The following is a 25,324-nucleotide window of genomic DNA, read 5'->3' on the forward strand; positions in this document are numbered from 1 at the left end:
TGCCATGGCGAAGGACGGCGGTCAGCAGCACAAGCAGCCGAAGCGTTCGTCGACCGAGGAAGAGGTCGAGCAGGTCGAGGCGTCGGAGGACGTCCAGGAGCGCAAAGAGCGACTCGACGAGGACGTCGACTCGATCCTGGACGAGATCGACGAGGTGCTCGAGGAGAACGCCGAGGAGTTCGTCCGCGGTTTCGTGCAAAAGGGTGGGGAGTGAACCGCTCGATGACATCTGATGCCTCCGGCCGGCTGCCGGAAGCCTTCCTGACCCCAGGCGGCTCGTCGTTCATGGACTTCCTGGCCGGGCACGCGCCCGACCTGTTGCCCGGACGACGGTCCCTGGGCCAGGGTGACCTGTCCAGCGAAGTCCCGCACGGCACGACGATCGTGGCGGCCACCTTCCCCGGTGGCGTGATCATGGCCGGCGACCGGCGGGCCACGATGGGCAACATCATCGCCCAGCGTGACATCGAGAAGGTCTTCCCCGCCGACGAGTACTCGGCGGTCGCGTTCGCCGGCTCGGCCGGCTTCGGGATCGAGATGGTCCGGTTGTTCCAGGTCGAGCTGGAGCACTACGAGAAGCTCGAGGGCGCCACCCTCAGCCTCGACGGCAAGGCCAACCGGCTGAGCGCGCTGATCCGCGGCAATCTGCCGATGGCCATGCAGGGCCTCACCGTGGTGCCGCTGTTCGCGGGCTACGACGAGGACATCAAGGGCGGCCGGATCTTCTCCTACGACCCGACCGGCGGCCGGTACGAGGAGACCCACTTCTACAGCGTCGGCTCGGGCTCGCTGTTCGCCCGCGGCGCGCTGAAGAAGCTGTACCGCGAGGACCTGTCCGAGACGGACTGTGCGACGGTGGCGATCCAGTCGCTGATCGACGCGGCCGACGACGACTCCGCGACCGGCGGCCCGGACATGCTCCGGCGGATCTTCCCGGTGGTCGGCGTGGTCACCGCGGACGGGTACCGGCGGCTGCCGGAGGACGAGGTCGCGACGCTCGTCGACGCGGCCTGGGGCCAGCGGCACCAGCGTCCCGACGGCCCGGCCTCGGCGTCCCTGACCTGACCAAGATCTCGATCGACTGACGAGGACGACACCTTCGATGAGCGTTCCCTTCTACGTCTCGCCCGAGCAGCTGATGCGGGACCGGGCGGACTTCGCCCGCAAAGGCATCGCCAAGGGCCGCAGCGCGATCGCGCTGCAATATGCCGACGGCATCCTGTTCGTCGCGGAGAACCGCTCGCCCGCACTGCACAAGGTCGCGGAGATCTACGACCGGATGGCGTTCGCCGCCGTCGGGCGGTACAACGAGTTCGAGAACCTGCGGATCGCCGGCGTCCGGCTCGCCGACATGCGCGGGTACTCCTACGACCGCCGCGACGTCACCGGCCGGGCGCTGGCCAACGCCTACGCGCAGACCCTCGGCGCGATCTTCTCCTCCGGCGGCGAGAAGCCGCTCGAGGTCGAGATCCTGGTCGCCGAGATCGGCGCGAGCCCGGCCGAGGACCAGATCTACCGGCTGACCTACGACGGCTCGATCGCCGACGTCCGGGGGTATGCCGTGATGGGCGGCCCGGCCGAGCAGGTCGCGGACTACGTCGGCGAGCACTACAGCGAGGGCATCTCGCTGGCCGGCGCGCTCCGGCTCGCCGTGGACGCGCTCGGCCACGACGGCACCGAGGTCCGGGAGCTGACGCCGGACCAGCTCGAGGTCGCGGTCCTGGACCGCACCCGGTCGCAGGTGCGCAAGTTCAAGCGGATGTCCGAGGAGACGCTCGCCGGCATCCTGAGCGAGTCCCGCCCGGCCGAGGCCCCCACGGAGCCGGCCGAGGGGGAGTCCGAGGCGTCGGGCGAGTCGTCAGGCGGGTCGCCGGCCGACGAGGCCGAGGTGGCCCCGCCGGAGGACGACGCGCCGGTCGCGCCGCCGGAGGACCCCGACACCGACCGTCCGCTGTGACGGACCAGCACGAGAGCTCAGCCGCTACCGACGAGGTGGCGGCTGAGCAGTTCCCGGGCCAGTTGGATGTCGCTCGGGTCGGGGATCCGGAGCCGTGGGAGCTGCTGGGGGAGGAGCCCGGCTTCCACCGGTTCCTGACGGTGAACCTGCGCCGCTACCGGATGCCGGACGGCCGCGAGGTCGACTGGGACGTGTTCGGCCCGAAGTCCGCGGCCGGGATCACGTCCGGCGTGACGGTGCTGCCGTTGACCCCCGAGGGCCGGATCGTGACGGTGCGGATGTTCCGGGCCGGTCCGGACCGGGTCGTCACCAACCTGCCGGGCGGCTACGTCGAGCCGGGCGAGGACCCCGCGCTCGCCGGCGCCCGGGAGCTCGAGGAGGAGACCGGCTACGTCTGCGAGTCCCTCGACATCGTCGGCTGGCAGTGGTCGTCGGCGTCCTCGACGTACCGCAAGTACGTCGGGATCGCGCGCGGCTGCCGCCCGGACGGGAAGCAGCAGCTGGACGAGACCGAAGACTGTGTCCCGGTCGAGCTGACCGTGGATGCGTTCCGCGCCGAGCTGCGCACTCCCGGTGCGATGACCGGAATCGACGCGGCCTATCTGGCGTTGGACCACGCAGGATTGCTTTAGCACACTGCGGAGGACCGATATGAGCGACTGGAACGCGAACATCATCGAGGAGTTCCGGGCGAACGAAGGCAAGGTCGGAGGCCAGTTCGAGGGTGCACCGATGGTGTTGCTGCATCACTACGGCCGCAAGAGCGGGCAGGAGTACGTCGCTCCGACGATGTACCTCGCCGACGAGACCGACCCGGACGTGATCTACGTCTTCGCCAGCAAGGGCGGCGCGCCCACCAACCCGGAGTGGTACCGCAACCTCGTCGCCGCCGGTAAGGGCACCGTCGAGATCGGCACCGAGGAGTACCAGGTCACCGTCACCGACGTGACCGGCGCCGACCGCGACCGCATCTACGCCGAGCAGGCGCGCCGCTACCCGGGCTTCGCCGACTACGAACGCCGGACGGCCGGTGTCCGGACCATCCCCGTCCTCGCGCTGAAGCGCGCGTAACGGGCCGGTATCCTGGCGGCGGACCGCGACTGGCGCTGAGGTGGACGACCACCGGGGAACGGTCTGCCACCCGGCTTCGCCGCGCGCCTGGGCACCCTCTGCGACACAGGAGTGCTCCAGATGACCGCTGATCTGATGATCGGGACCGATCTCGCCGCCGCGATGGTCGCCAAGGCTGCCGATCGCGCCCGCGCCCTGCAGGAGCAGTACGGCGTGCAGCCGTGCCTGGCGACCGTTCTGGTCGGTGACGACCCGGCGTCGGCGACGTACGTGCGGATGAAGCAGAACCGGTCGAAGAAGGCCGGGATCGCGTCGCGCAGCGTCGTACTGCCGGCGACGACGACCACCGCCGAGCTCGTCGCGGAGATCACGAAGCTGTCCGGCGACCCGGCGGTGCACGGGATCCTGCTGCAGCACCCGGTGCCGGCGCAGATCGACGAGCGGGCCGCGTTCGAGGCGATCGACCCGGCGAAGGACGTCGACGGCGTGACCATGCGCTCGTTCGCGGCGATGGCCTTCAACGACACCAAGGACCCGGGATTCCGATCCGCGACGCCGGGCGGGATCATGCGACTGCTCGCGGCGTACGACGTACCGCTCGAAGGGGCGCACGCGGTGGTGATCGGCCGCAGCCCGATCCTCGGCAAGCCGGCCGGCATGTTGCTGCTGGCATCGAATGCGACCGTCACGTACGCGCACTCCCGGACGCGCGAGCTGCCGGAGCTGGTCCGGACCGCGGACGTCGTGATCGCCGCCGTCGGCAAGGCGAACTTCGTCCGCGGCGACTGGCTGAAGCCCGGCGCCGTGGTGGTCGACGCCGGATACAACGAGGGCAACGTCGGTGACGTGCACTTCGCCGAAGCGGCCGAGGTCGCCCGGCTGATCACGCCGGTCCCGGGCGGCGTCGGGCCGATGACGATCGCCCTCCTCCTGGAGCAAACCGTCGACGCCGCCGAGGCCCAGTTGAGCTAGCGGTCGCAGCCGCCGTCCTTGTCCGGGCGGGAGTGCGGCCGGGCGATGTCGTCGAGGCCTTTGTAGGCGTACGGGTCGGTGCCCGCGACCATGACGATGTCGCGGTAGTCGTGCTTGGCGACGTGAACGCCGTCCGGCACGGAGTGCCAGGGGAGCAGCGACTCGGCACTCATGTAGTGGTTGGCGAGCGCGCGGCGCAGTCCTCGCCGGCCGGTGTTCGGCAGTGATCGGTGCAAGAGGTATCCGTTGAAGATCACCGCCGAGCCGGCCGGCACCTCGACCGGTACGGCGTCGTCGTCGGAGTACGGGAAGTCGAACGCCTCCACCGTGCAGTCGAACCGCAGATCGTCCTGCTCCCGATCGGGATAGATGACCCCACGGCGATGCGAGCCCGGCAGGACCCACAGGCAGCCGTTCTCCACGGTGGCGTCGTCGAGCGCGATCCAGGCCGCGGTCAGCGAGCGGTCCCTGGTCGGGATGAAGAACTCGTCCTGGTGCCACGCCTGTCCCGGCCTGCCCTCAGCCTTGATGAACAGCATGGACTGCATCGCCTTGACGTTGGGCCCGATCACCGCGGTCAACGTCTCGACCACGCGCGGCGCGTGGAGGGCAGCGAGCGCGACGTCGGACGCCTTGTGCGGGTGGTGGATGCAGAGGAACTGCCGGAGGACGTCGTCGGTGGATTCGTTGTCCGGAGCGCCCTCGACGGTCCCGAGGTCGCCGCGGCACAGCTGCTCGGCCGCGGTGTGCAGCGCGGTGACCTGCTCGGGTGGGAGGGCCTGATCGAGGACGACGAAGCCGTCCCGCCGGTAGGACCCGACCAGCTCGTCGGTGATCTCGGTGAAGTGCATTCAGCCACTGTCGCGGAGCACGCGGAGCCGGCCAATGTCGCAGACGAGCGCTCTACTATCTGTTCATGATCTTGCGGTCGCCGGTGATCAGCGTGAACTCGCCGATCCAGATCGCGGACTACGCGCCCGGAGCGACGTACGGGCCGCGCCGCCTGCCGAACTTCGAACTGCTCTGGATCCTGCACGGTTCCGCACTCTGGCGGACCGAGGTGTACGACGACGCGGGACTCCGGCAGGCGACGGTCGAGCGCGAGCTCCGGCCGGGATCGCTCGCGCTCGCGAAGCGCGGGAACCGGGACGCCTATCTCTGGGACTGTGATCGCGGATCGCGGCACGCCTACGTGCATTTCCAGATCGAGGACTTCGGCGATCTCGGCGATCCGGCTGATTGGCCCTGGGTGCGGTCGATGTCCGATCCGGGTCTGCTCGAGGAGCTGTGCAGCTACTTGCTCGATGTTCCGACGCCGGCCCGGGGGCACAGCGATCGGCTGGTCGCGACGATGCTCGAGGTCTTCGTCAGCGCTCCGGCCGGCCCGCCACCTGTCGACCTCCCAGCCGCCGTCCAGCGCCTGGTCGATCACGTGGCAACCGTGTGGGCCACGGGTGGTCCCCGGATCGTCAGCGTCGCGGAGTTGGCGGGCGCGGCGAACCCGTCCGCGGGGCATCTGCACCGGGTGTTCCGGCAGGAGTACGGGTGCGGACCGGCGTACGCGCTGGATCTGATCCGGCTGGCCCGGGCGGCGACCGCGCTCCTGCGCACCAATGCCACGATCGCGGAGATCGCGGCCGACTGCGGCTACAGCAATCCGTACCACTTCTCGCGCCGGTTCTCGCTGGCGTACGGCGACCCGCCGGGAACGTTCCGTCGCCGCCGGCAGCTGTCCGATCCACTCGCTCCGGTGCGCGAGGCCGGACTGCTGCCGATGGCCCGCCGGCTCCTCGACGCCGCCCGGAACGGCTGACCCGCGTGCACGATCCGAGACGGCTGTCCAGTCCTTGGCTACCGTGGCCTAGGGTTGGGTGAGACGAAAAGAAGGAGGCGGCACGTGGCGGTACGGGCGATCCGGGGTGCCACCCAGCTGGACGTGGACGAGCGCGAGCACCTGCTCGAGCGGTCCGCGGAGCTGGTGAAGGCGGTCCTGGAGGCGAACGATCTGGAGAACGAGGATCTGATCAGCATCCTGTTCACCGTCACGTCGGACCTGCGCTCGGAATTCCCCGCCGTCGCGGGGCGGCAGATCGGGCTCACCGACGTACCGCTGATGTGCATGCAGGAGGTCCCGGTGCCGCACGCGCTGCCGCGGGTCGTCCGGCTGATGGTGCACACCGAGACGCCCCGGTCCCGGGACAAGATCCAGCACGTCTACCTGCACGGCGCGGTCGCGCTCCGTCCGGACCTGACCGGCGCCCAATGACCGAGCTCCGCGGCCCGGTCCGCATCGTCGGCACCGGGCTGATCGGCACGTCGATCGGCCTCGCCCTGGCGCGGCTGGGCGTGGTCGTCGAGCTCGTCGACGGGAACCCGGACAACGCGCTGATGGCCGAGCGGATCGGCGCCGGCGCGCGGACGGTCGACATCGAGCCGCAGCTGGTCGTGGTCGCCGTACCGCCGGATCATGTCGGCGCCGTCGTCGCCGAGCAGCTGCAGCAGACCCGGGCGATCGTCACGGACGCGGCCAGTGTGAAGTCGAAGCCGCTGACCGACGCGCGCGGCCTGACCGACGACGTCAGCCGGTACGTCGGCAGCCACCCGATGGCGGGCTCCGAGCGCAACGGCCCACTCGCGGCCCGCGCGGACCTGTTCGACGGCGCCACCTGGGCGATCACCCCGCACGCGACGAGCGCCCCGGAGGCGGTCGATCTGGTCCGGCGGCTCGCCGAGGCCTGCGGCGCGCGAACGGTCGAGCTGTCCGTCGAGGACCACGACCTGGGCGTCGCCCGGGTCTCGCACCTTCCGCATCTGATGTCGGCGCTTGCCGCGGGCACCCTCGCGGACGCGCCGTCCTCGCACCTCGAACTGTCCGGTCAGGGCGTCCGCGACGTGACCCGGATCGCGGCCGGCGACCCGCGGCTGTGGACCCAGATCGTCTCCGCGAACTCGACCGCGCTGACCGGCCTGCTGGAGCAGATCCGCGGCGAGCTCGACCGGCTGCTCGTTGCCCTCGGCAAGGAGGAGGCGGTCGACGAGCTGACCGCGATTCTCGGCCAGGGCGTGTCCGGGGCCGTGCGGGTGCCGGGCAAGCACGGGACGCCGCATATCGACCTGGTCACGGTGCTCGTCACGATCCCGGACCGCCCGGGTCAGCTGGCCCGGCTGTTCGCCGACGCCGCCGAGTCCGGCGCGAACGTCGAGGACCTGCGCATCGACCACAGCCCGGGCCGCCCGGCCGGTGAGGTCGAGCTCGCCGTCAAGCCCGGCTCGGTCGACCAGCTGGTCGACGTCCTGACCGAGCGCGGGTGGGTGGTCCACCGCTAGTTTGTCCCCGGCCGAAGGTAATCTTCGGGGCATGATCATCGCTGTGGACGGGCCGAGCGGCTCCGGTAAGTCGAGCACCGCGCGCGGAGTGGCCACCCGGCTCGGACTGCGCTACCTGGACACCGGGGCGACGTACCGCGCGGTGACCTGGTCGGCCGTCGAGCGTGGTCTGGACCTGGACGACACGGCGGCGGTCGCGCAGCGCGCGCGGGAGCTGGAGCTGGAGGTCAGCACCGACCCGGGCCACCAGTTCGTGATCGCCGACGGGACCGACATCACCGCCGCGATCCGGGAGCCCCGGATCAGCGCGGTGGTGTCGAAGATCGCCACCAACCTGGACGTCCGCCACGAGCTGGTCCGGCGGCAGCGAGCCGTCATCGACGCCGCGCAGGACGGCGGCGGAATCGTGGTCGAGGGCCGTGACATCGCCACCGTGGTCGCCCCGGACGCCGAGCTGAAGGTCCACCTGACCGCCGACCAGGACGCCCGGCTGTCCCGGCGCGGCGCCGAGCTGGGTTCCGGTGCGGTCACCGCGGAGCAGCTGCGGGACCAGATCGTCCGCCGCGACGCCGACGACGCGACGGTCTCGCAGTTCCTGGTCGCCTCCGACGGAGCCGTCACCGTCGATTCCACCCATCTGACCCTCGAGGAGGTCATCGACGTGATCAGCCGGCTCGCCAAGGAGACCGTTCCTCGAGGCCGGGAGCTATGACTGCTGAAGTCACCGGGCACAAGGATCTGCCTCGGACCGACGACCTGCCCGCGCTGCCGTACCGGTTCGCGCTCCCGCTGCGGAAGGTCGCCGCGCCGTACTTCCGCCGCAAGTACAACCTGACCATCCACCACGAGGACCGGTTCCCGCTGACCGGGCCGCTGCTGATGGCCCCGAACCATCTGAGCCTGCTGGACGCGCCGCTGCTCGGCGCGCTCGCGCCGCGGATGCTGCACCAGCTCGGCAAGATCGAGGTGTTCGGCGGGCTGCAGGGCAGGTTCCTGCACCTGATCGGGCAGATCCCGGTCGACCGCTCGTCGTACGACACGCTCGCGGTCCGCAAGTCGATCCAGGTGCTGCGCGACGGGCGGGTGCTGAACATCTACCCGGAGGGCACCCGCGGGCCCGGCGACTTCAGCCGGATCAAGGTCGGCCTGGCGTACCTGGCGATGGTCACCGGCGCGCCGATCCTGCCGGTCGCGCTGATGGGGACGCGGCTGCCGGGCGGCGACGTGGAGGGCTATCCGCCGGCCGGAAGCCGGATCGACGTGGTGTACGGCGAGCCTTTCGCCGTCGAGCGCGTACCCTTTCCCAGGAGACATTCCGACGTACAGGCGGTCACCGGTCACATCGGGGACGTGCTGCGCGCCCATGTGAAGGCGGCCGTCGAAGAAACCGGCCACCCGCTCCCGGGCTGGCGAGACCCGAAGGACCCTGATGACTGACCTGCCCACCGAAGTACCGACGCACGACCGGGAGGACACCGGGCCGCTGCCCGTCCTTGCGATCGTCGGGCGGCCGAACGTGGGCAAGTCCACGCTGGTCAACCGCATCATCGGCCGCCGCGAGGCGGTCGTCGAGGACACGCCCGGCGTCACCCGGGACCGCGTGTCGTACGACGCCAACTGGGCCGGCCGCGAATTCACGGTCGTCGATACCGGCGGCTGGGACCCGGACGCGGTCGGCATGGCCGCCCTGGTCGCGGCCCAGGCCGAGGTCGCGATCAACGCCGCCGACGCGGTGCTGTTCGTGGTCGACGCCGTCGTCGGCATCACCGACGCGGACGAGGCGGTGGTCCGGGTGCTGCGCAAGTCCGGCAAGCCGGTGGTCCTGGCCGCGAACAAGGTCGACGACCAGCGGATCGAGTCCGAGGCGATGAACCTGTGGAGCCTCGGCATCGGCGAGCCGTTCGCGGTGTCCGCGATGCACGGCCGCGGCACCGGCGACCTGCTGGACGCCGTCCTCGAGGCGCTGCCGGAGGCCCCGGCCGAGCGCGACGACGAGGTCGGCGGCCCGCGCCGGGTCGCGATCGTCGGCAAACCGAACGTGGGCAAGTCGTCACTGCTCAACAAGGTCGCCAAGGAGGACCGGGTCGTCGTCAGCGACGTCGCCGGTACGACGGTCGACCCGGTCGACGAGCTGATCACGCTCGGCGGCCAGGAGTGGCGGTTCATCGACACCGCCGGCATCCGCCGCAAGGTGAAGAACGCCCAGGGCCACGAGTACTACGCCTCGCTGCGGACCAACGCGGCGATCGAGCGTGCCGAGGTCGTCGTGGTCGTGATCGACGCCTCGGAGTCGATCTCCGAGCAGGACCTGCGGATCATGAACGCGGTCGAGGAGGCCGGCAAGGCGCTCGTGATCGCGTACAACAAGTGGGACCTGGTCGACGAGGAGCGCCGCTACTACCTGGAGCGCGAGATCGACCGCGACCTGGTCCAGTTCCGCTGGGCGCCGCGGGTGAACATCAGCGCGCTCACCGGCCGGCACATGGAGAAGCTGGTGCCTGCGATCGAGGCGGCGCTGGAGGGCTGGCAGACCCGCGTCCCGACCGGCCAGCTGAACGCCTTCCTCGGCCGCCTGGTCGCCGCGCACCCGCACCCGGTCCGCTCCGGCAAGCAGCCGAAGATCCTGTTCGGCACCCAGGCCACCACGATGCCCCCGACCTTCGCGATCTTCACCTCCGGCCAGATCGAACCCTCCTACCAGCGCTTCATCGAACGCCGCCTCCGCGAGGACTTCGGCTTCGTCGGCAGCCCCGTCCACGTCCAGATCCGAGCCCGCCAGAAGAACAAGAAACGCTGACCGGACCCGTTAAGTGCTGCCCCAGTTGATGGGGTATGGTTTACCCCGGTTCGCCCTTCGGGGCGGTTCGGCGGGCTGTGGCGTAGTTTGGTAACGCGTTCGGCTGGGGGCCGAAAGATCGCAGGTTCAAATCCTGTCAGCCCGACCCCTCGAGGGGCACCGATTCTGTCGGTGCCCCTCGTTACGTTGGCCCCATGACGACCTGGGGCGACAGACGAACCTGGAACGACGACGACCTCCGCCAGGCTGCAGCCGAGAACCATTCATGGCGTGGCGTCGCCCGCGCACTGGGACTGAAAGGCACATCTGCAGGCACTGTGCGCTCGCTGAAGAAGCACGCCGAGCGGCTCGCGCTCGACACGGCGCACTTCACCGGCCAGCGGCAGTGGTCCGACCGGAAGTTGCGTGAGGTGATGCGCGACGCGACCTGCTGGGCCGACGTGATCGCCGGACTGGGCGTCAGTGACGGTGCCGAGTCCCGCGTCCGCATCAAGGGGCACGCGGTCCGGCTGGGCCTGGACTGTTCGAAGCTCCGGCCGTCCCCGTCTTCCCAGCCCACCACCGAGCCGCTCCAGTTGCCGCTCCGTCCAGAGATGCTGCGCGCGGCGGCACCGGCGCTTGCCATGGCTTGGTTCACGTTGCATGGCTGTGCCGTGGCGCTGCCGATGGAGCCGGAGGTCTACGACCTGCTGGTGACTACTACGGATGGCATCCAGCGCGTGCAGGTGAAGTCGTGTGCCTCACGGAACGGGCGGGGGTACTGGGATGTCGGGATCGGAAGACGGCCGTATGTGCTCGACAAGACGGCCGGCAAGATGCCTTACGATCCCGACACGATCGACCTGTTCTTCATCGTGCTCGGTGACGGCAGCATCTACGTCATCCCGAGTTCCGTGCTGGCGGGGCGGGTAAGCATCTCGGCTCAGAGCTACACGCCCTATCGCGTGGGTGATGCGTCGAGCCTGCTGCGTGGTGGAGCGGCCGACACGGACGCCCCACCACGCGGGTCAGCGTACGTCCGCGAGTTCCTTGGGCTCCGGAGCTTCGACCCGCAGGCTTTCGCCTTCGATGTCTACGCGGGGGGTGAGGCGGTCTAGCCAGCGGGGGAACCACCAGGCGCGGTCGCCGAGGAGGCTGAGGATGGCGGGGACGAGGGTCATGCGGACGACGAAGGCGTCGATCAGGACGCCGATGGTCAGGCCGAAGCCGATGGCCTTGATGATCGGGTCCTCGACCAGGATGAAGCCGGCGAAGACCGACGCCATGATCAGGGCGGCGGCGGTGACGACCCGGGCGCCGTGGCCGAGGCCCTGGACGGTGGCGTCGTTCGCGTGCCGGCCGTGCACGAACTCCTCGCGCACCCGGGACACGATGAACACCTCGTAGTCCATCGCCAGGCCGAACAGGATGCCCATCATGATGATCGGCAGGAAGCTCACCAGCGGACCGGGGGAGTCGACCCCGACCCAGCTCGCCAGGTGCCCTTCCTGGAACACCGCGACCGTGATCCCGAAGGTCGCCCCGATCGTCAGCACGAACCCGAGCGTCGCCTTCAACGGCACCAGCACCGACCGGAACGCGAGCAGCAACAGCAGGAACGAAAGCCCGATCACCACGAACAGGTACGTCGGCAACGCATCGGACAGCTTGTTCGACACGTCGACCCCGACCGCCGTGTTTCCGGTCACCGAGATACTGGCGTCACCCGTGGCAAGCGGCTTCACCGCGGACCGCAGGTTCTTCACCAGGTCGGCGGTCTCCTCGCTCGCCGGCCCGCTCCGAGGAACCACCTGCAGCAGCCGCGTCGTACCGTCCTGACTCGCCGCCGCGGGCTGTGCCGCCACGACCCCAGGGAGCCCCTGCGTCTTGCCGAGCACCTGCAGTACGAGCGCGTTCGACGTCGCTGCGTCGTTGCTCTTCACCACAACCACCAGCGGCCCGTTGGCGCCCGGCCCGAAGGCGGCGGCGGTCAGGTCGTACGCAACCCGCTGATTGCTCCCGGCTGCCGCCGAGGCGCCGTCGGGCAGTGCGAGCTGCATGTCCTTCGCCGGGATCGTCAGCAATCCCAGGCCGATGATGCCGACAGCAACGATCGGCACCCGCAACCGCGTCACCAGCCGCCCCCACCGGAAACCGAAGCCCTCGACCGGAGCCGCCGCGGCCGGCGCCTTCCGGAGCTTGCGCGGCAGCACCCGGTTCCCCACGAAGCCGAGCAGTGCCGGCAGCAACGTCAACGCGACCAGTACGGCGGTGAGCACGGTCGCCGCGGCGGCCAGGCCCATCGCGGTCAGGAACGGTACGCCGACGACCGACAGCCCAGCGAGCGCGATGACCACGGTTGCGCCTGCGAACAGCACCGCCGACCCGGCCGTCGCGGTCGCCCGCGCCACCGACTCCTCCGGATCCATGCCTTCGCCGAGCTGCGACCGGTGCCGCGAGCTGATGAACAACGCATAGTCGATACCCACCGCGAGGCCGAGCATCAGCGCCAGGATCGGCGCCGTCGAGGACACATCGGTGAACGCGGTCACGATGAACAACCCCGCCATTCCGGCCAGCACGCCGAGCAACGCCGTCACCAGCGTCATCCCGGCCGCGACCAGCGACCCGAACGTCACGACCAGTACGACGGCCGCGACCGCCACGCCGATCACCTCGGTCGCGCCGATCTCCGGCACCCCGGCCTTGATCTGCCCGCCGGGCACGACCTGGAGATCACCCGAGCTCAACGCGCTCAGCCCGTCGTACCCGTCGCTGCTCTCGTGCGACAGCTCGTCGGCCGGCTTGTCGAACTGGACGCTGATCAGCCCCGTCGTACCGTCCGGGCTGATCGCCTTGCTCGTGAACGGGTCGATCGCCGCGATCACCTCGGGCACTTTCGCGACGTTGGCGACGGTGGCGCCGACGGCTGCCTTCACGGTCGGGTCGGCGAGCGTCTTGCCGTCGGGCGCCTTCACCACGACCGTCGCGGACGCGCCGCTGGCGGCCGGCAGCTCCTGCTTCAGCGCGTCGAGCGCGCGCTGCGACTCGGTGCCCGGGATCGAGAAGGTGTTCGCGGTCTTGCCGCCGAGCGTGAGCGCGCCCACGCCCAGCAGAACGAGGAACAGCGCCCAGACGGCGGCGACGAGGCGGCGACGCTGGTACGAGAACCGGCCGAGCCGGTACAGGAAGTTGGCCATCGGGTTCCGTTTCCGTGTCGTTCAGGGCAGGGTCGACCACCCGCGCGGCGGCGGGTCGTCCAGGTGGCGCGGTCAGGCGCGGCGGAGGAGTCTTCGCAGCGCGATGTCGCAGAGTCGTCGGAGGTCGTCGTCGGTGCGCTCGTCGGAGTGCCGGCACTCGCCGAGCAGGCCGTTGATCGCGAACTTGGCCAGGTCCTGCTCGAGCGGGTCGTCGGATCCGGCCATGTACTGCGTCATGCGCAGGCCGTCGGCCACCAGCGGAGCGACCTCGGGCATCTGCTCGATCACCGGGATGACGTCCTGGAGCACGTCCACAACGCCGCGGTGCTCGACGGCGAGGTTGATGAAGCGCTGGATCGTGAGGTCCTGCGCCTCCGCGCGGGGCAGCTCGGCCGCGGCGGCGACCAGCTCGGCCAGGTCCGCGGCGGCCGGTTCGAGGACAGCGGCGAGCACGGCCGGCTTGCCGCTGAAGTGGTATAGCACGGTCGCTTTCGAGCAGCCCGCTGCGGTCGCGATGTCCTGCAGCGACGTCGCGTTGTAGCCGCCGGCCTGGAACAGCGCCATCGCCTGGCGCACGATCTCGCGCCTGGTCCGCTCCCGGGCGGGGGTGATGACTGCCATGTCACGCATCCTGACTGACCGATCGGCCAGTTTTCAACCGATCGGTCAGTTGTGTGGTCCGGTTCACGTCCTTGCTTTCGGTGTAATGATGTAATTCAGGAGGTGAGGGCGATGGCTGACGAGATGGCCGGGGACGACGTCCTGGATGCCTACTCCCGAGTGGTCTCGGGCGTGGCGGCCCACCTGATCCCGCGGGTCGCGAGCCTGCGGATCCACAGCCGGCGCGGCGACTCGTCAGGCTCGGCCGTCGTGCTGACCGGCGACGGGCACCTGCTCACGAACGCGCACGTGGTCGGCGACGGGGCCGAGGCGTCAGCCGAGTTCGCGGACGGTACGACGGCGCAGGCGCGCGTGGTCGGCGTCGACCAGCTGTCCGATCTCGCCGTGCTGCGGGCCGATCGGGAGATCCCGGATCCGCCCGAGTACGGCGACGCGGACCTGGTGAAAGTCGGCAACCTGGTGGTTGCCGTCGGCAATCCGCTCGGGCTGGCCGGCAGTGTGACCGCCGGCGTGGTGAGCGCCCTCGGCCGGTCGCTGCCCGTTCGCAGCGGTTCGGCGCACCGGATCATCGAGGACGTGATCCAGACGGACGCGGCGCTGAACCCGGGCAACTCCGGCGGGGCGCTTGCCGACGGCAACGGGCGGGTGATCGGCATCAACACCGCGGTCGCCGGGATCGGACTGGGACTCGCGGTCCCGGTCAATCCGACCACACGGCGGATCATCTACGCACTGCTCCACGACGGCCGCGTACGGCGTGCGTACCTCGGCCTCGTGACGACGCCCGCTCCGCTGCACCCGGCACTCGCGGAGCGCTTCGATCAGCGGGCGGCGCTCCGGGTCGTCGAGGTCATCCCCGCCAGCCCGGCGGCCGCCGCCGGGCTGCGCCAAGGGGATCTCGTGCTGGCAGTGAACGGCGTACCGCTCCGTGACGCGCAGTCGCTGCAACGGCAGCTGTTCGAGGACGCGATCGCGCGCCGGACCGAGATCACCGCGATCCGCAACAACGCGCTCGTCGACGTGATCGCCTACCCGGCCGAACTCACCGACCGCTAGCCGGGCGGCGGCAGGAACTCCGCCGGATCGACGGCCTGCCCGCGCTTCGGTCCGCCGCGGATCGTGTAGGAGTCGAGGAGCAGTTCGGCGGTCTCGCGCAGCTCGATCCGGTCGAGATAGCCCCAGCAGGTAACCCGGTACTGAAAGGTGTGGACGACCGGGAACACGTCCCGGCGCTCGGCCAGCGCGGCCTGGGTGGTCATGTCGCCGGTCCACACCTGCAGCAGTTCGCGACCGGCGTCGTCCCAGCGGAGCCGGGCGAACTGGTGGCGGCCGGCGTACCACGCCGGCGACCCCTCGTGCGCCTCGCCCAGCCGCGCGTCAGGCAGCCGCTCGGCCAGCGCACAAACGTCCTGCCAGGTCGTCATGAACGCGATGCTAACCCTGGAGCTCAGCTCGAAGCAGTACGCCGGTTCCGGGCTTCAGGGGATCGCCCGGAAAGGTGAAGTCGCGGGTAACCTCCGTGAAGGTCAAGCTCTGGTGGAGGTCTAGGGTCGCGCCGTTGCCGAGGTTCGCGAAGTAGTAGATCTCGTCGGCGCGCGCCGCGACCCAGCGCATGCGGTCGCGGGTCAGCAACTCGCCGATGCCGTGCCGCCGCCATTGGTGGTCGACGATCAGACCGACCAAGTAGTACCCGGTAGGCGCCATGTTCGGCGGGTCGGCGGGGGAGACCTCGTGCCGGATCACGCCGCCGTACCCGATGACGTCGCCGCCGACGACTGCCACCACGGAGTACCGGTCGAGGTCGTCGAGGTCCGCCTGCAGACGGTTGCGACGCTCGTCGGCGGAGCCGCCTGTTCGCGACACGATCAGGTCGGCGCAGGCCGCGAGATCGGTGACCTCGGCCGGTCGTACGACGACATCTGCATGGTGCCGCGTGGCGCCGGGCCGGTATTCGGCGAAACCGGTCATGTGTTTCATGTGTTCACCGTATGCTCCGGCGGGTGGACGAGCTGATGCGACAGGTCGACGGACTGTACGAGCGGGCGATCTTCGGCGGTGAGTACGACGACCTGCCCGAGGCGGATCGCGCGCTCGACATGGTGGAGGCGGCGCTGCTCCTGCAGCGGGGCCGGATCCTGCACTGCCGCTTCCTGGAGTCGCGCGTCGAGCCGCCGGAGGAGCTCGGGTACTTCGAACGCGCGACCGAGCTGTACCGCGGCGCCGGCGACGAGCGGGGCGAGGCCCTGGCACGTTTCTGGATCGGCTGCTTCCACCAGGTCGTCCGCGACGACAACGCGGCCGCCGTACCGTTCCTGACGGCGTCCGTCGAACTGGCCCGCAAGACCGGGGACGACCTCACCCTCTCCTACGCCCTCCGCCACCTGGGTATCGCCGCCCAGATGGCTGGCGACCACGCAGAAGCCCGCGTGCTGCTCGAGGAGTCCACGGCCCTGCGCCGCGCCCTCGGCTTCACCGCAGGCGTCGCCGCGAACCTGGTCGGCCTCGTCTACCTCGCGATCGCCCAGGACCGGACCGCGGACGCCCGAGCGCTCGCCGACGAGGCGGCATCCCTGGCATCCTCGGCCGGCGCTCTGAAGGTCACCGAACAGATCGAAGCGGCGCGCGCACGGATCTGACGCCGTACGACGGGTCCTGTCACGCGTCAGCACCCCAGGATCGGTGGGTGGAGACAAGCAACGGTGGATGGGGACCTGCTATTGCATGTTCTCGGTCACCATTGCCTGTCTCAGGTGCTGGCCGGCGTCCGGAGAGTTCCGGGCCGCGGCTGAGCCGTGGCTTACCAGCCGCGTGCGCGCCATTCGGCGACGTGGGGGCGTTCGGCGCCGAGGGTGGTGTCGGACCCGTGGCCGGGGTAGACCCAGGTTTCGCCGGGGAGCTCGTTGAACAGCTTGGTCTCGACGTCGTTGATGAGCGACGTGAAGCGCTCGGCGTCGCCCTGGGTGTTGCCGACGCCGCCGGGGAACAGCGAGTCGCCGGTGAACAGGTGCGGCGCGCCGTCCGGGTCGTCGTACAGCAGCGCGATCGAGCCGGGGGTGTGGCCGACCAGGTGGATGACGCGCAAGCTGCAGCTGCCGACCGCGATGTGGTCGCCGTCGTCCACGAGCTGGTCGGTCGGGACCGGGATGCCCTCGGCGTCGTGGCGGCCGGCGACCGTGGTGGCGCCGGTCCGGGCGACGACCTCGGCGAGCGCCTCCCAGTGGTCCTGGTGGCGGTGCGTGGTGATCACCCGCGCCAGGCCGCCGTCGCCGATCAGGCGGAGCAGCGTGTCCGCCTCGTTCGCGGCGTCGATCAGCACCTGCTCGTCGGTCTGCCGGCAGCGCAGCAGGTAGGCGTTGTTGTCCATCGGCCCGACCGCGACCTTGGTGATCATCAGCTTGGCCAGCTCGTGGGTCTGCGCCGGCCCGCCGACCTTCACGTTCCCGTGGTACTCCGGCATCTCTCGCCTCTCCCTGCTCTCGGTGACATCCAGATGTCACCGCCGATCCTTGCACCTCCGGCCCGGTTGGATCGAGCACGGTCCGCGATCGAATATACTTTCGAAACGGTCGCCTGATCCGGCGGCGGAAGTTTTTGTCGGTGGGCCTCGTTAGCATGACCGGGCAAGTCGGAGAACCACCTGGAACCCCTCGAGAACGGCTGAGAGTGAGCTTGTGTCTGACCGTCTGATCGTGCGCGGAGCGCGTGAGCACAACCTGAAGGACGTCTCGGTCGACCTGCCGCGGGACGCCATGATCGTCTTCACCGGCCTGTCCGGGTCCGGGAAGTCCAGCCTGGCCTTCGACACGATCTTCGCCGAGGGTCAGCGGCGCTACGTCGAGTCCCTCTCGGCGTATGCCCGGCAGTTCCTCGGCCAGATGGACAAGCCGGACGTCGACTTCATCGAGGGGCTGTCGCCGGCCGTCTCGATCGACCAGAAGTCCACGTCGCGGAACCCGCGCTCCACGGTCGGCACGATCACCGAGGTGTATGACTACCTCCGGCTGCTGTTCGCGCGCGCCGGGCGGCCGCACTGTCCGGAGTGCGGCGAGCCGATCGCGCGGCAGACGCCGCAGCAGATCGTCGACCGGGTGCTCGAGCTGGAGGAGGGCACTCGGTTCCAGGTGCTCGCGCCGGTCGTCCGCAGCCGCAAGGGGGAGTATGTCGACCTCTTCCGGCAGCTGACCGGTCAGGGGTTCTCGCGGGCCCGGGTCGACGGCGAGACCATCCAGCTCACCGACCCGCCGAAGCTGGAGAAGCAGAAGAAGCACAGCATCGACGTGGTCGTCGACCGGCTCGCGGTCAAGGAGTCGGCCAAGCAGCGGCTGACCGACTCGGTCGAGACCGCGCTCGGCCTGGCCAGCGGCCTGGTGGTGCTCGACTTCGTCGACCTCCCGGACGACGACCCGCACCGCGAGCGCCGGTTCTCCGAGAAGCTCGCCTGCCCGAACGATCATCCGCTCGCGATCGACGAGCTCGAGCCGCGCTCGTTCTCGTTCAACTCGCCGTACGGCGCGTGCCCGGTCTGCACCGGTCTGGGGACCCGGATGGAGGTCGACCCGGAGCTGCTGGTGCCGGATCCGTCCAAGTCGCTCGACGAGGGCGCGATCCAGCCGTGGGCAGGGCAGAACGTCTCGCAGTACTTCGAGCGGCTGCTGGACGCGCTGGCGAAGGATCTGAAGTTCAAGACCAGCACGCCGTTCGGCGAGCTGCCGGCGAAGGCCAAGAAGGCGCTGCTCACCGGCCACGACAAGCAGGTCCACGTCTCGTACCAGAACCGCTACGGCCGCGAGCGGTCGTACTACACGAGCTTCGAGGGCGTGATCCCGTACGTCGAGCGCCGGCACGCGGAGGCGTCCAGCGACACCGGGCGGGAGCGCTTCGAGGAGTACATGCGCGAGGTGCCGTGCCTGGCCTGCAACGGCGCGCGGCTGAAGCCGATCTCGCTCGCGGTCACGCTCGGCGGGAAGAACATCGCCGAGATCAGCGCGATGTCGATCGACGAGGTGCACGGCTTCCTGTCGCAGATGGAGTTGTCGCCGCGGGAGAAGCAGATCGCCGAGCGGGTGGTCAAGGAGATCGGCGAGCGGCTGCGGTTCCTGCTCGACGTCGGCCTGGACTACCTCGCGCTGAGCCGGCCGGCGGGTTCGCTGTCCGGCGGTGAGGCGCAGCGGATCCGGCTGGCGACCCAGATCGGCTCCGGCCTGGTCGGCGTGCTGTATGTGCTGGACGAGCCGTCGATCGGCCTGCACCAGCGGGACAACCGGCGGCTGATCGACACGCTGGTCCGGCTCAAGGAGCTCGGCAACACGCTGATCGTCGTCGAGCACGACGAGGACACCATCGACCATGCGGACTGGGTCGTCGACATCGGGCCGGGCGCCGGCGAGCACGGCGGACAGGTGGTCGTGTCCGGCACGGTCGAGGACCTGCGCAACCACCCGGACTCGATCACCGGTGCGTATGTCTCCGGGCGTCGGGAGATCCCGGTCCCGGAGGTCCGGCGGCCGCTGACCGAGGGCCGCGAGCTGACCGTCTACGGCGCCCGGCAGAACAACCTGAAGGACCTCGACGTGACCATCCCGCTCGGGGTGTTCGTCGCGGTCACCGGCGTGTCCGGCTCGGGCAAGTCGACGCTGGTCAACGACATTCTCTACACGTCGCTCGCCCGGCAGATCTACGGCGCCCGCGCGGTGCCGGGCCGGCACACGAAGATCTCCGGGATGGAGCTGGTCGACAAGGTGATCCACGTCGACCAGTCGCCGATCGGCCGGACGCCGCGGTCCAACCCGGCGACGTACACCGGGGTCTGGGACCACGTCCGCAAGCTGTTCGCGGAGACGCCGGAGGCGAAGGTCCGCGGGTACCAGCAGGGCCGGTTCTCGTTCAACGTCAAGGGCGGTCGCTGCGAGGCATGCTCGGGTGACGGCACCCTGAAGATCGAGATGAACTTCCTGCCGGACGTGTATGTCCCGTGCGAGGTGTGCCACGGCGCGCGGTACAACCGCGAGACCCTCGAGGTGCACTACAAGGGCAAGACGGTCGCCGACGTGCTGGACATGCCGATCGAGGAGGCATCGGAGTTCTTCGCGGCGATCCCGGCGATCTCACGGCACCTGAAGACGCTCGTCGAGGTCGGCCTGGGGTATGTGCGACTCGGTCAGCCGGCGCCGACGCTGTCCGGCGGTGAGGCGCAGCGGGTCAAGCTGGCCTCCGAGCTGCAGCGGCGGTCGACGGGCCGGACGGTGTATGTGCTCGACGAGCCGACCACGGGTCTGCACTTCGAGGACATCCGCAAGCTGCTCGGCGTCCTCAGCGGCCTGGTCGACAAGGGCAACTCGGTGCTGGTCATCGAGCACAACCTCGATGTCATCAAGACCGCCGACTGGCTCATCGACCTCGGCCCCGACGGCGGCCGCCGCGGCGGCACGCTGGTCGCGGAGGGCACACCGGAGCAGGTCGCGGCCAACCCGGCGTCGTACACCGGGCAGTTCCTCGCCGAGATCCTCGAAGGCCGGGCGGCCAAGCCGAGCGCCAAGAAGGCCGCGGCGAAGTCGGTGCCGGCGAAGAAGGCGGTCGCGAAGAAGGCCGCCCCGGCGAAGAAGGCGGCTGCCAAGAAGACGGCAGCCAAGAAGGCCCCGGCGAAGAAGACCGCGACGACCCGGAAGCGCGTGGCCGGCTGATCAGCGGCGGAAGAGCTGCTGCCAGAGGTGTCGGAGCCAGGTGCGCCGTGGGGACGGGAGTAATGCCGCCGGCAGCATGACTGTCGGCGGTGTTGCCAGGGTCACCGGGACCTGGACCATGCGGTCGCCCTGGAGCCAGTACACGTCGGGACTGCACTGATCCGCTGCGTCGCGGTAGGTGTCGGCGACGTACTGCGCCAGCCGGTCGGCGGCCTCCTGCCCGGCGTCGGCGGCGCAGAACGCGACGGTGCTCAACCGCGGTACGCCGACGAGCACGCCGAGCCCGATCGCGGCCGCGGGCAGCAGGTTCTCACGGTCGACGATCGCCATCGACACCAGCGGGTCGTCGTCGCGGGTGAGCACCGAGAAGCCGTCGTGCTCGACCGGCCGCAGATCCGCGATGTGTTCGAGCGTCAGCTGCACCGGCGACGGGACGTCCGGGGCGCCGAGGCCGAGCATCGACCGCCGGACGACGGTCAACCTCCGGTAATCCGCGCCGGTGCCGATGAACACCACGACCTCGAAGTGGTCACCGAACGGGATCAGCGCGTCCGCCACCGGACCGGACGTCCGCGCGGACCAGCCGCGCTGCAGCAGCATCGCGCGCTGCCGTACCGCGACGTCGCCGAAGCGGTGTTCCTCGGTGGCCAGTTCGCCCTCCGCGACGACCGCCCGCAGCCACGCCTCGATCTGCTCCGCCCAGAGCTGCTGCGGCAGCTGACGGCACCGGTCGATGATCTCGCCGAGCCCGACGACCGCCGACATCTGCAGCGCGCCGCGTCCCCACCCGACCTCGACGGTCCGGTCCGCGGTGTCGACGACACACCCCGGCAGCCACAGCGGCGCGAGGTCCGCGATCGCCTTCAGCACCGTCGAGTCGTTCGTCGTCCCAGTCATCTCCAGGCCTCTCCCACCACTAAAGTGTGCCGGGCAGCAATCGAGCGCGCGCCAAGCGCCCCCGCGTTCCGCGTAGGCCGGAGTGACCCGAGTGACCGAATCTGACTGGCAGGCGAACCTGCTGCGCCGGATGGCGCCGGACGAGAACTCACCCGAGGAACCTCAGCAGCCCCACCACTCCCCACGCAACCCCGACCCCACTCCCACCCGGGCCGAGCCGAAGCCGCCCGGGCAGGAGCCGCCAGCTGGTCAGAGCCAGGTGCAGCCGACTGGGCAGCAGTCGCCGGGCGGTCAGTATCAGCCGCAGCCTGCGCAGCAGGCCTCGGGGTACGAGCGGCAGCCTGGGGCAGGTTCGGCGTACGAGCGCCCGGCTGGGGCAGGTTCGGCGTATAGGCGGCAGCTCCCGCCGCATGAGCGGTCGGCTGGACCAGGTTCGGCGTACCGGCGGGTGGGGGAGGGGGTGTTTGAGCGGTTTCGGCGGGCGGCTTCTGTGGTGGGTGGGGTGGGGCGGCTGCAGGAGGAGGTGGAGTTGATTGCGGCGGCTCGCCGGCCGATTGCGATCACGCGGTGGGTCGGGGTGACCAGTCCGGTGACGAACGGCGGTACGTCGACCGTCGCCGCGCTGCTGTCGACGATGCTCGCGAGCCTGCGGGCCGACCGGGTGGTCGCGGTGGACGTCGACCCGAGCGGCGCCGAGTTGTCGCGGCGGCTTGAGCTGGCGATCGGCGCGGGAGCGATCGAGGGGGTCAGCCTGGTCCGCAGCGACCCGACAGTCGAAGCGCTCCGGTCGACGCTCGCCGCGGTGCAGAGCCAGGGTGCGCGCGACGTCGGGCTCACGGTCGTGGACTGCCCGGGCAGCATGTTCGACGAGATCGCGACCGAGGTGGCGAACACCGGACACTGCACGGTGCTCGTCGTACCGGCCATCGAGCAGGTCGCGAGCTACTGCCTGCAACAGCTCGACCAGCTGCCCCCGGCCGGACAGGAGCTGCTGCTCAGCCGCGGCGTCGTCGTGATCACGCAGGTCGGGGACGAGGACACGTCCAGCCGGCTCCGGGACGCGTTCCGTGAACGCGGGTTGGACCCGGTGATTCTGCCGTACGACGCGCACATCGCCGGCGCCTGGCCGCTGCACTCGAGCGAGCTGGACGCCGACACCCGCCGCGCCGTCCTGGACCTCGCGGCCCGTGTCGTCGGCACCGCGACCGCAGCTGCCGGCTGAGTCACAGGAAACCCTCAAACTGCGGTTCAAGCCCGCACCGGATTGAACCGATCGGGTGATCCGGTCGTTTGAGTCGGTATATAGCGTTCAACCACTTCGACCAGCAGGCTCCTGGAGGTCCAGATCTATGAGCGACGACACGATGGCACCGGCGACATCCGCGGACGGCGAACTGCGTGACCGCAGGACGGTGCTGCGGTGCGCGGCGATGGCCGCGTTGGTGGGTGCCGGTGCGCCGATCCTCGCGGCCTGCGGTGGCAGCGACGACGCCTCCGGCGGCGGTACGACGCCGTCCACGAGCGGCTCGGGCTCCGCGCCGAACACCAGTGCCTCGCCGAGCGGCAGCGCGTCCTCCAGCGCGCCGGCCAGTGGCGGTGCGGTGCTCGGCCCGGCGTCCGACGTACCGGTCGGCGGCGGCGCGGTGTTCAAGGACGCCAAGGTCGTGGTGACGCAGCCGACCGCGGGGCAGTACAAGGGGTTCTCCGCGGTGTGCACGCACCAGGGCAACCCGATCGGCTCGGTGGAGAACGGCCAGATCGTCTGCCCGTTCCACAACAGCCACTTCAGCATCACCGACGGCAGCCCGGTCAGCGGCCCGGCCCAGACGGCGCTCCCGGCCGTGAACGTGAAGGTCGAAGGCAGCAACATCGTCCAGGCCTGATCGACGACGTGCGAAGGCCCGGCCACCGTGGTGAGGAATCCGGTGGCCGGGCCTTCGGTCAGGTGATCAGGACTGGTCAGCAGCCCCGACGTACAGCAGCTTGTTCGGCGAGCCCTCGCCCGGGTCGCCGACCTTGTCGGCCGTCGAGCCGTCGACGAGCGCCTTGGCGACGTCGGCCGGCGTGGCGTCCGGGTGGTCGGCCAGGTAGAGCGCGACCCCGCCCGCGACGTGCGGCGTGGCCATCGACGTACCGCTCATCTTCGCGGTCGAGTCCGGGTCGGTGATGCCGACCGAGGTGATGTCGACACCCGGCGCGAACAGGTCGACGCACGTGCCGAAGTTCGAGAACTCCGCGCGCTTGTCCTGGTCGTCGGTGGCGCCGACGGTGATCGCCGAAGGCTCGCGGGCCGGCGAGCCCTGGCAGGCGTCCGCGCTCTCGTTGCCGGCAGCAACGGCGTAGGTGACGCCGGAGTCAACCGAGGCCTTGACCGCTGCGTCGAGCGCGTCGTCGGTGCCGCCGCCGAGGCTCATGTTCGCGACCGCCGGCTTCTTGGCGTTCTTGGTCACCCAGTCGATCCCGGCCACCACGGACTCGGTCGAGCCGGAGCCCTGGCAGTCGAGCACCCGGACGCCGACCACCTTCGCGCCCTTGGCCAGGCCGTACGTCGTCCCCGCGATGGTGCCGGCCACATGGCTGCCGTGGCCCATGCAGTCGACGCCGTTCTGGCCGTCGCCGACGGTGTCGGTGCCGACCGAGGCACGGTCGCCGAAGTCCTTGTGGGCGGCGTAGATGCCGGTGTCGATCACGTAGACGTTCACGTTGTCGGCGGTGGTGGACGCCTCGTACTTCTTGTCCAGCGGCAGGTCACGCTGGTCGGCGCGGTCCAGGCCCCACGGCGGGTCGTCCTGGCTGACGGTGATCTTCTGGTTCTGCTGGACGAACGCGACGCGCTGGTCGCCGGCGAGCTTCTTCGCCTGCTCCTCGGTCATGCCGGCGGAGAAGCCCTTGAGCGACGAGTCGAATTGCTTGTGCACCTTGACGTCGTAACTCGCGGCGAGGCTCTGCGTCGCGGCCCGGGTCTGGGCGCGTGAATTCTGGCCGGCCAGGACGACGATGTAGCTACCGGGGATGGCGTTCGCGCTGCCGGCGCCGCGGATGCTCACCGGAGTGGTTTGCGACGCGTCACTACCGGCTGCTGTGGCGGCGATCCCGGTGACGGCGAGCGCGGATGCGGCGACGGCACCGAGTAGGGCGCGCGGCCTCCGAAGACGGTGTCCATTCTTGGGGGACATGGGCGGTACTCCCTCGAGTCAGCGCAAGGCCTTGTTGCCTCACGCAAAGGACCTGCGCATCTACCCTGGTTCACAGGGTAGGGAGCGCGCCCATCCCAGCCGGGGGTCAACTCAGGCTTATGAGCCAACCCGCAATACGACCGCAATCTTCAGCCGGTTTGCCGGGCCTGGTGGTTGGAATACTTGCGGGCCGCGAACCGGTACGCCTCGTCGATCAACCCGAGCAGCTGGTCCAGACCGGTCGGGTCGACGATCGCGACCCAGTGCTGACCGGCATAGAACGGATGCGGCATCAGGACGTCGCGGGCGGCGTAGTCGTGGCCGGAGTCGAGCACCCAGTCCGCGTCGCGCTCGGTCGGGACGGGGCCGAACAGTGCGGTGTACGTCGTCTTCGTGAGGCCGAGGTTGAGTCGCCACGATCCCGGCCGGTCGAGCTGGGACACCGTCTCGTAGTGGTCGCCCGTCACCACGGTGGCGAACGGCTGCTGCCGCTCCGGGGGCAGGTCGCCGGCGGGATCGTAGAGGTAGAACAGGTCGTCCTGGGCCTCGAGCACCCGGACGCCATCGTACGCGCGAATCGTCCGATCGAGTTCGTCGAGCATCATGCCTTCAAGTCTGTCATTGAACCTGCATTAGAAACTTTGCGC

General features: G+C 70.0%; 27 protein-coding genes, 1 tRNA gene and 1 riboswitch. Of the genes, 19 read left to right on the forward strand and 9 right to left on the reverse strand.

Annotation, left to right across the window (positions count from 1 at the left end; translation table 11 throughout):
* Positions 1-4: 4 nt before the first annotated feature.
* The 6 genes from ABZX12_RS12395 (at position 5) to ABZX12_RS12420 (ending at position 4,000) form a co-directional block, all read left to right on the forward strand.
* Positions 5-214 carry a ubiquitin-like protein Pup gene (locus tag ABZX12_RS12395; RefSeq protein WP_130448384.1) on the forward strand — a complete coding sequence of 70 codons (210 nt, stop codon included), beginning with the start codon at positions 5-7 and terminating at the stop codon, positions 212-214.
* A gap of 8 nt (positions 215-222) precedes the next feature.
* On the forward strand, positions 223-1,065 hold the full coding sequence (prcB, locus tag ABZX12_RS12400) for a proteasome subunit beta (protein ID WP_355692466.1): 843 nt from the start codon (positions 223-225) through the stop codon (positions 1,063-1,065).
* Positions 1,066-1,102: 37 nt separating this feature from the next.
* Positions 1,103-1,957, forward strand: a complete 855-nt coding sequence (prcA, locus tag ABZX12_RS12405; RefSeq protein ID WP_355692468.1) for a proteasome subunit alpha — start codon at positions 1,103-1,105, stop codon at positions 1,955-1,957.
* Complete coding sequence (locus ABZX12_RS12410) at positions 1,954-2,589, forward strand: NUDIX hydrolase (RefSeq protein WP_355692470.1); 636 nt, start codon at positions 1,954-1,956, stop codon at positions 2,587-2,589. The genes prcA and ABZX12_RS12410 overlap by 4 nt, the downstream gene beginning before the upstream one ends.
* 19 nt (positions 2,590-2,608) lie before the next feature.
* Positions 2,609-3,028, forward strand: a complete 420-nt coding sequence (locus ABZX12_RS12415; protein WP_355692472.1) for a nitroreductase family deazaflavin-dependent oxidoreductase — start codon at positions 2,609-2,611, stop codon at positions 3,026-3,028.
* A gap of 15 nt (positions 3,029-3,043) precedes the next feature.
* Positions 3,044-3,128: riboswitch (ZMP/ZTP riboswitch) on the forward strand.
* A 20-nt stretch (positions 3,129-3,148) separates the two neighbouring features.
* Complete coding sequence (locus ABZX12_RS12420) at positions 3,149-4,000, forward strand: tetrahydrofolate dehydrogenase/cyclohydrolase catalytic domain-containing protein (RefSeq protein WP_355692473.1); 852 nt, start codon at positions 3,149-3,151, stop codon at positions 3,998-4,000.
* Here the strand turns inward: ABZX12_RS12420 and ABZX12_RS12425 are convergent.
* Entirely contained in the window at positions 3,997-4,851 is an 855-nt protein-coding gene (locus ABZX12_RS12425; protein WP_355692474.1) for a phytanoyl-CoA dioxygenase family protein, read from the reverse strand. The two genes, ABZX12_RS12420 and ABZX12_RS12425, sit on opposite strands and share 4 nt — an antisense overlap.
* A 65-nt stretch (positions 4,852-4,916) precedes the next feature.
* On the opposite strand from ABZX12_RS12425, the gene ABZX12_RS12430 reads away from it, so the two are divergent.
* The 8 genes from ABZX12_RS12430 (at position 4,917) to ABZX12_RS12465 (ending at position 11,221) form a co-directional block, all read left to right on the forward strand.
* Positions 4,917-5,813, forward strand: a complete 897-nt coding sequence (locus ABZX12_RS12430; protein ID WP_355692476.1) for a helix-turn-helix domain-containing protein — start codon at positions 4,917-4,919, stop codon at positions 5,811-5,813.
* A gap of 84 nt (positions 5,814-5,897) precedes the next feature.
* Positions 5,898-6,266 carry a chorismate mutase gene (gene aroH / locus ABZX12_RS12435; RefSeq protein ID WP_355692477.1) on the forward strand — a complete coding sequence of 123 codons (369 nt, stop codon included), beginning with the start codon at positions 5,898-5,900 and terminating at the stop codon, positions 6,264-6,266.
* Positions 6,263-7,327 (forward strand): prephenate dehydrogenase, encoded by a 1,065-nt coding sequence (locus ABZX12_RS12440; RefSeq protein WP_355692479.1) that lies wholly within the window; start codon positions 6,263-6,265, stop codon positions 7,325-7,327. Before aroH ends, ABZX12_RS12440 begins: the two co-directional genes overlap by 4 nt.
* Positions 7,328-7,358: 31 nt before the next feature.
* Positions 7,359-8,039 (forward strand): (d)CMP kinase, encoded by a 681-nt coding sequence (gene cmk, locus ABZX12_RS12445; protein WP_355692481.1) that lies wholly within the window; start codon positions 7,359-7,361, stop codon positions 8,037-8,039.
* Complete coding sequence (locus ABZX12_RS12450) at positions 8,036-8,764, forward strand: lysophospholipid acyltransferase family protein (protein ID WP_355692483.1); 729 nt, start codon at positions 8,036-8,038, stop codon at positions 8,762-8,764. Before cmk ends, ABZX12_RS12450 begins: the two co-directional genes overlap by 4 nt.
* A complete protein-coding gene (der, locus tag ABZX12_RS12455; protein ID WP_355692485.1) occupies positions 8,757-10,124 on the forward strand; it encodes a ribosome biogenesis GTPase Der in 1,368 nt (455 codons plus the stop codon). Before ABZX12_RS12450 ends, der begins: the two co-directional genes overlap by 8 nt.
* Positions 10,125-10,195: 71 nt before the next feature.
* Positions 10,196-10,269, forward strand: a tRNA-Pro gene (locus tag ABZX12_RS12460).
* Positions 10,270-10,318: 49 nt separating this feature from the next.
* Positions 10,319-11,221 (forward strand): hypothetical protein, encoded by a 903-nt coding sequence (locus ABZX12_RS12465; protein WP_355692487.1) that lies wholly within the window; start codon positions 10,319-10,321, stop codon positions 11,219-11,221.
* Here ABZX12_RS12465 and ABZX12_RS12470 read toward each other — a convergent pair.
* The gene (locus ABZX12_RS12470) at positions 11,132-13,303 is read right to left on the reverse strand and encodes an MMPL family transporter (RefSeq protein WP_355692489.1); all 2,172 of its coding nucleotides are present in this window, start codon (positions 13,301-13,303) and stop codon (positions 11,132-11,134) included. The genes ABZX12_RS12465 and ABZX12_RS12470 overlap by 90 nt on opposite strands.
* A gap of 72 nt (positions 13,304-13,375) precedes the next feature.
* A complete protein-coding gene (locus tag ABZX12_RS12475) occupies positions 13,376-13,924 on the reverse strand; it encodes a helix-turn-helix domain-containing protein (protein ID WP_355692490.1) in 549 nt (182 codons plus the stop codon).
* Between the two features lie 111 nt (positions 13,925-14,035).
* Between ABZX12_RS12475 and ABZX12_RS12480 the strand changes: the two genes are divergently transcribed.
* Positions 14,036-14,980 carry a trypsin-like peptidase domain-containing protein gene (locus tag ABZX12_RS12480; protein WP_355692492.1) on the forward strand — a complete coding sequence of 315 codons (945 nt, stop codon included), beginning with the start codon at positions 14,036-14,038 and terminating at the stop codon, positions 14,978-14,980.
* Here ABZX12_RS12480 and ABZX12_RS12485 read toward each other — a convergent pair.
* Positions 14,977-15,348: a hypothetical protein gene (locus tag ABZX12_RS12485; protein ID WP_355692494.1), complete on the reverse strand. Its 372-nt coding sequence runs from the start codon at positions 15,346-15,348 to the stop codon at positions 14,977-14,979. The two genes, ABZX12_RS12480 and ABZX12_RS12485, sit on opposite strands and share 4 nt — an antisense overlap.
* 10 nt (positions 15,349-15,358) lie before the next feature.
* Positions 15,359-15,901, reverse strand: coding sequence for a GNAT family N-acetyltransferase (locus ABZX12_RS12490; protein WP_355692496.1), 543 nt, complete (start codon positions 15,899-15,901; stop codon positions 15,359-15,361).
* Positions 15,902-15,924: 23 nt separating this feature from the next.
* Between ABZX12_RS12490 and ABZX12_RS12495 the strand changes: the two genes are divergently transcribed.
* On the forward strand, positions 15,925-16,560 hold the full coding sequence (locus tag ABZX12_RS12495) for a tetratricopeptide repeat protein (protein ID WP_355692498.1): 636 nt from the start codon (positions 15,925-15,927) through the stop codon (positions 16,558-16,560).
* A 161-nt stretch (positions 16,561-16,721) separates the two neighbouring features.
* Here the strand turns inward: ABZX12_RS12495 and ABZX12_RS12500 are convergent, their stop codons facing one another.
* Positions 16,722-17,315 (reverse strand): MBL fold metallo-hydrolase, encoded by a 594-nt coding sequence (locus ABZX12_RS12500; RefSeq protein WP_355692853.1) that lies wholly within the window; start codon positions 17,313-17,315, stop codon positions 16,722-16,724.
* A gap of 280 nt (positions 17,316-17,595) precedes the next feature.
* Between ABZX12_RS12500 and uvrA the strand changes: the two genes are divergently transcribed.
* A complete protein-coding gene (uvrA, locus tag ABZX12_RS12505; protein WP_355692499.1) occupies positions 17,596-20,604 on the forward strand; it encodes an excinuclease ABC subunit UvrA in 3,009 nt (1,002 codons plus the stop codon).
* Here the strand turns inward: uvrA and ABZX12_RS12510 are convergent, their stop codons facing one another.
* Positions 20,605-21,501, reverse strand: coding sequence for a hypothetical protein (locus tag ABZX12_RS12510; protein ID WP_355692501.1), 897 nt, complete (start codon positions 21,499-21,501; stop codon positions 20,605-20,607). It abuts the gene before it with no gap.
* A 502-nt stretch (positions 21,502-22,003) separates the two neighbouring features.
* Between ABZX12_RS12510 and ABZX12_RS12515 the strand changes: the two genes are divergently transcribed.
* Both ABZX12_RS12515 and ABZX12_RS12520 read left to right on the forward strand, forming a co-directional pair.
* Positions 22,004-22,723: a hypothetical protein gene (locus ABZX12_RS12515; RefSeq protein WP_355692503.1), complete on the forward strand. Its 720-nt coding sequence runs from the start codon at positions 22,004-22,006 to the stop codon at positions 22,721-22,723.
* A 127-nt stretch (positions 22,724-22,850) separates the two neighbouring features.
* Positions 22,851-23,384 (forward strand): Rieske (2Fe-2S) protein, encoded by a 534-nt coding sequence (locus ABZX12_RS12520; RefSeq protein WP_355692505.1) that lies wholly within the window; start codon positions 22,851-22,853, stop codon positions 23,382-23,384.
* Between the two features lie 66 nt (positions 23,385-23,450).
* On the opposite strand, the gene ABZX12_RS12525 is transcribed toward ABZX12_RS12520, so the two are convergent.
* Both ABZX12_RS12525 and ABZX12_RS12530 read right to left on the reverse strand, forming a co-directional pair.
* A complete protein-coding gene (locus ABZX12_RS12525) occupies positions 23,451-24,677 on the reverse strand; it encodes a S8 family peptidase (RefSeq protein ID WP_355692507.1) in 1,227 nt (408 codons plus the stop codon).
* A 149-nt stretch (positions 24,678-24,826) separates the two neighbouring features.
* Complete coding sequence (locus tag ABZX12_RS12530; protein ID WP_355692509.1) at positions 24,827-25,282, reverse strand: DUF6194 family protein; 456 nt, start codon at positions 25,280-25,282, stop codon at positions 24,827-24,829.
* Between the last annotated feature and the right edge of the window lie 42 nt (positions 25,283-25,324).

It is taken from the genome of Kribbella sp. NPDC003505 (assembly GCF_040610875.1).
In the GTDB taxonomy this organism is placed as follows: Bacteria; Actinomycetota; Actinomycetes; order Propionibacteriales; family Kribbellaceae; genus Kribbella.

Coding starts and splice junctions, on each gene's coding strand:
- ABZX12_RS12420 (WP_355692473.1), top strand. CDS start 3,149: ATGACCGCTGATCTGATGATCGGGACCGATCTCGCCGCCGCGATGGTC.
- ABZX12_RS12520 (WP_355692505.1), top strand. CDS start 22,851: ATGAGCGACGACACGATGGCACCGGCGACATCCGCGGACGGCGAACTG.
- ABZX12_RS12430 (WP_355692476.1), top strand. CDS start 4,917: ATGATCTTGCGGTCGCCGGTGATCAGCGTGAACTCGCCGATCCAGATC.
- ABZX12_RS12470 (WP_355692489.1), bottom strand. CDS start 13,303: ATGGCCAACTTCCTGTACCGGCTCGGCCGGTTCTCGTACCAGCGTCGC.
- ABZX12_RS12490 (WP_355692496.1), bottom strand. CDS start 15,901: ATGAAACACATGACCGGTTTCGCCGAATACCGGCCCGGCGCCACGCGG.
- ABZX12_RS12465 (WP_355692487.1), top strand. CDS start 10,319: ATGACGACCTGGGGCGACAGACGAACCTGGAACGACGACGACCTCCGC.
- ABZX12_RS12510 (WP_355692501.1), bottom strand. CDS start 21,501: ATGACTGGGACGACGAACGACTCGACGGTGCTGAAGGCGATCGCGGAC.
- ABZX12_RS12475 (WP_355692490.1), bottom strand. CDS start 13,924: ATGGCAGTCATCACCCCCGCCCGGGAGCGGACCAGGCGCGAGATCGTG.
- ABZX12_RS12395 (WP_130448384.1), top strand. CDS start 5: ATGGCGAAGGACGGCGGTCAGCAGCACAAGCAGCCGAAGCGTTCGTCG.
- cmk (WP_355692481.1), top strand. CDS start 7,359: ATGATCATCGCTGTGGACGGGCCGAGCGGCTCCGGTAAGTCGAGCACC.
- ABZX12_RS12480 (WP_355692492.1), top strand. CDS start 14,036: ATGGCTGACGAGATGGCCGGGGACGACGTCCTGGATGCCTACTCCCGA.
- prcA (WP_355692468.1), top strand. CDS start 1,103: ATGAGCGTTCCCTTCTACGTCTCGCCCGAGCAGCTGATGCGGGACCGG.
- ABZX12_RS12440 (WP_355692479.1), top strand. CDS start 6,263: ATGACCGAGCTCCGCGGCCCGGTCCGCATCGTCGGCACCGGGCTGATC.
- ABZX12_RS12485 (WP_355692494.1), bottom strand. CDS start 15,348: ATGACGACCTGGCAGGACGTTTGTGCGCTGGCCGAGCGGCTGCCTGAC.
- ABZX12_RS12525 (WP_355692507.1), bottom strand. CDS start 24,677: ATGTCCCCCAAGAATGGACACCGTCTTCGGAGGCCGCGCGCCCTACTC.
- ABZX12_RS12450 (WP_355692483.1), top strand. CDS start 8,036: ATGACTGCTGAAGTCACCGGGCACAAGGATCTGCCTCGGACCGACGAC.
- ABZX12_RS12425 (WP_355692474.1), bottom strand. CDS start 4,851: ATGCACTTCACCGAGATCACCGACGAGCTGGTCGGGTCCTACCGGCGG.
- ABZX12_RS12415 (WP_355692472.1), top strand. CDS start 2,609: ATGAGCGACTGGAACGCGAACATCATCGAGGAGTTCCGGGCGAACGAA.
- prcB (WP_355692466.1), top strand. CDS start 223: ATGACATCTGATGCCTCCGGCCGGCTGCCGGAAGCCTTCCTGACCCCA.
- ABZX12_RS12500 (WP_355692853.1), bottom strand. CDS start 17,315: ATGATCACCAAGGTCGCGGTCGGGCCGATGGACAACAACGCCTACCTG.
- ABZX12_RS12530 (WP_355692509.1), bottom strand. CDS start 25,282: ATGATGCTCGACGAACTCGATCGGACGATTCGCGCGTACGATGGCGTC.
- der (WP_355692485.1), top strand. CDS start 8,757: ATGACTGACCTGCCCACCGAAGTACCGACGCACGACCGGGAGGACACC.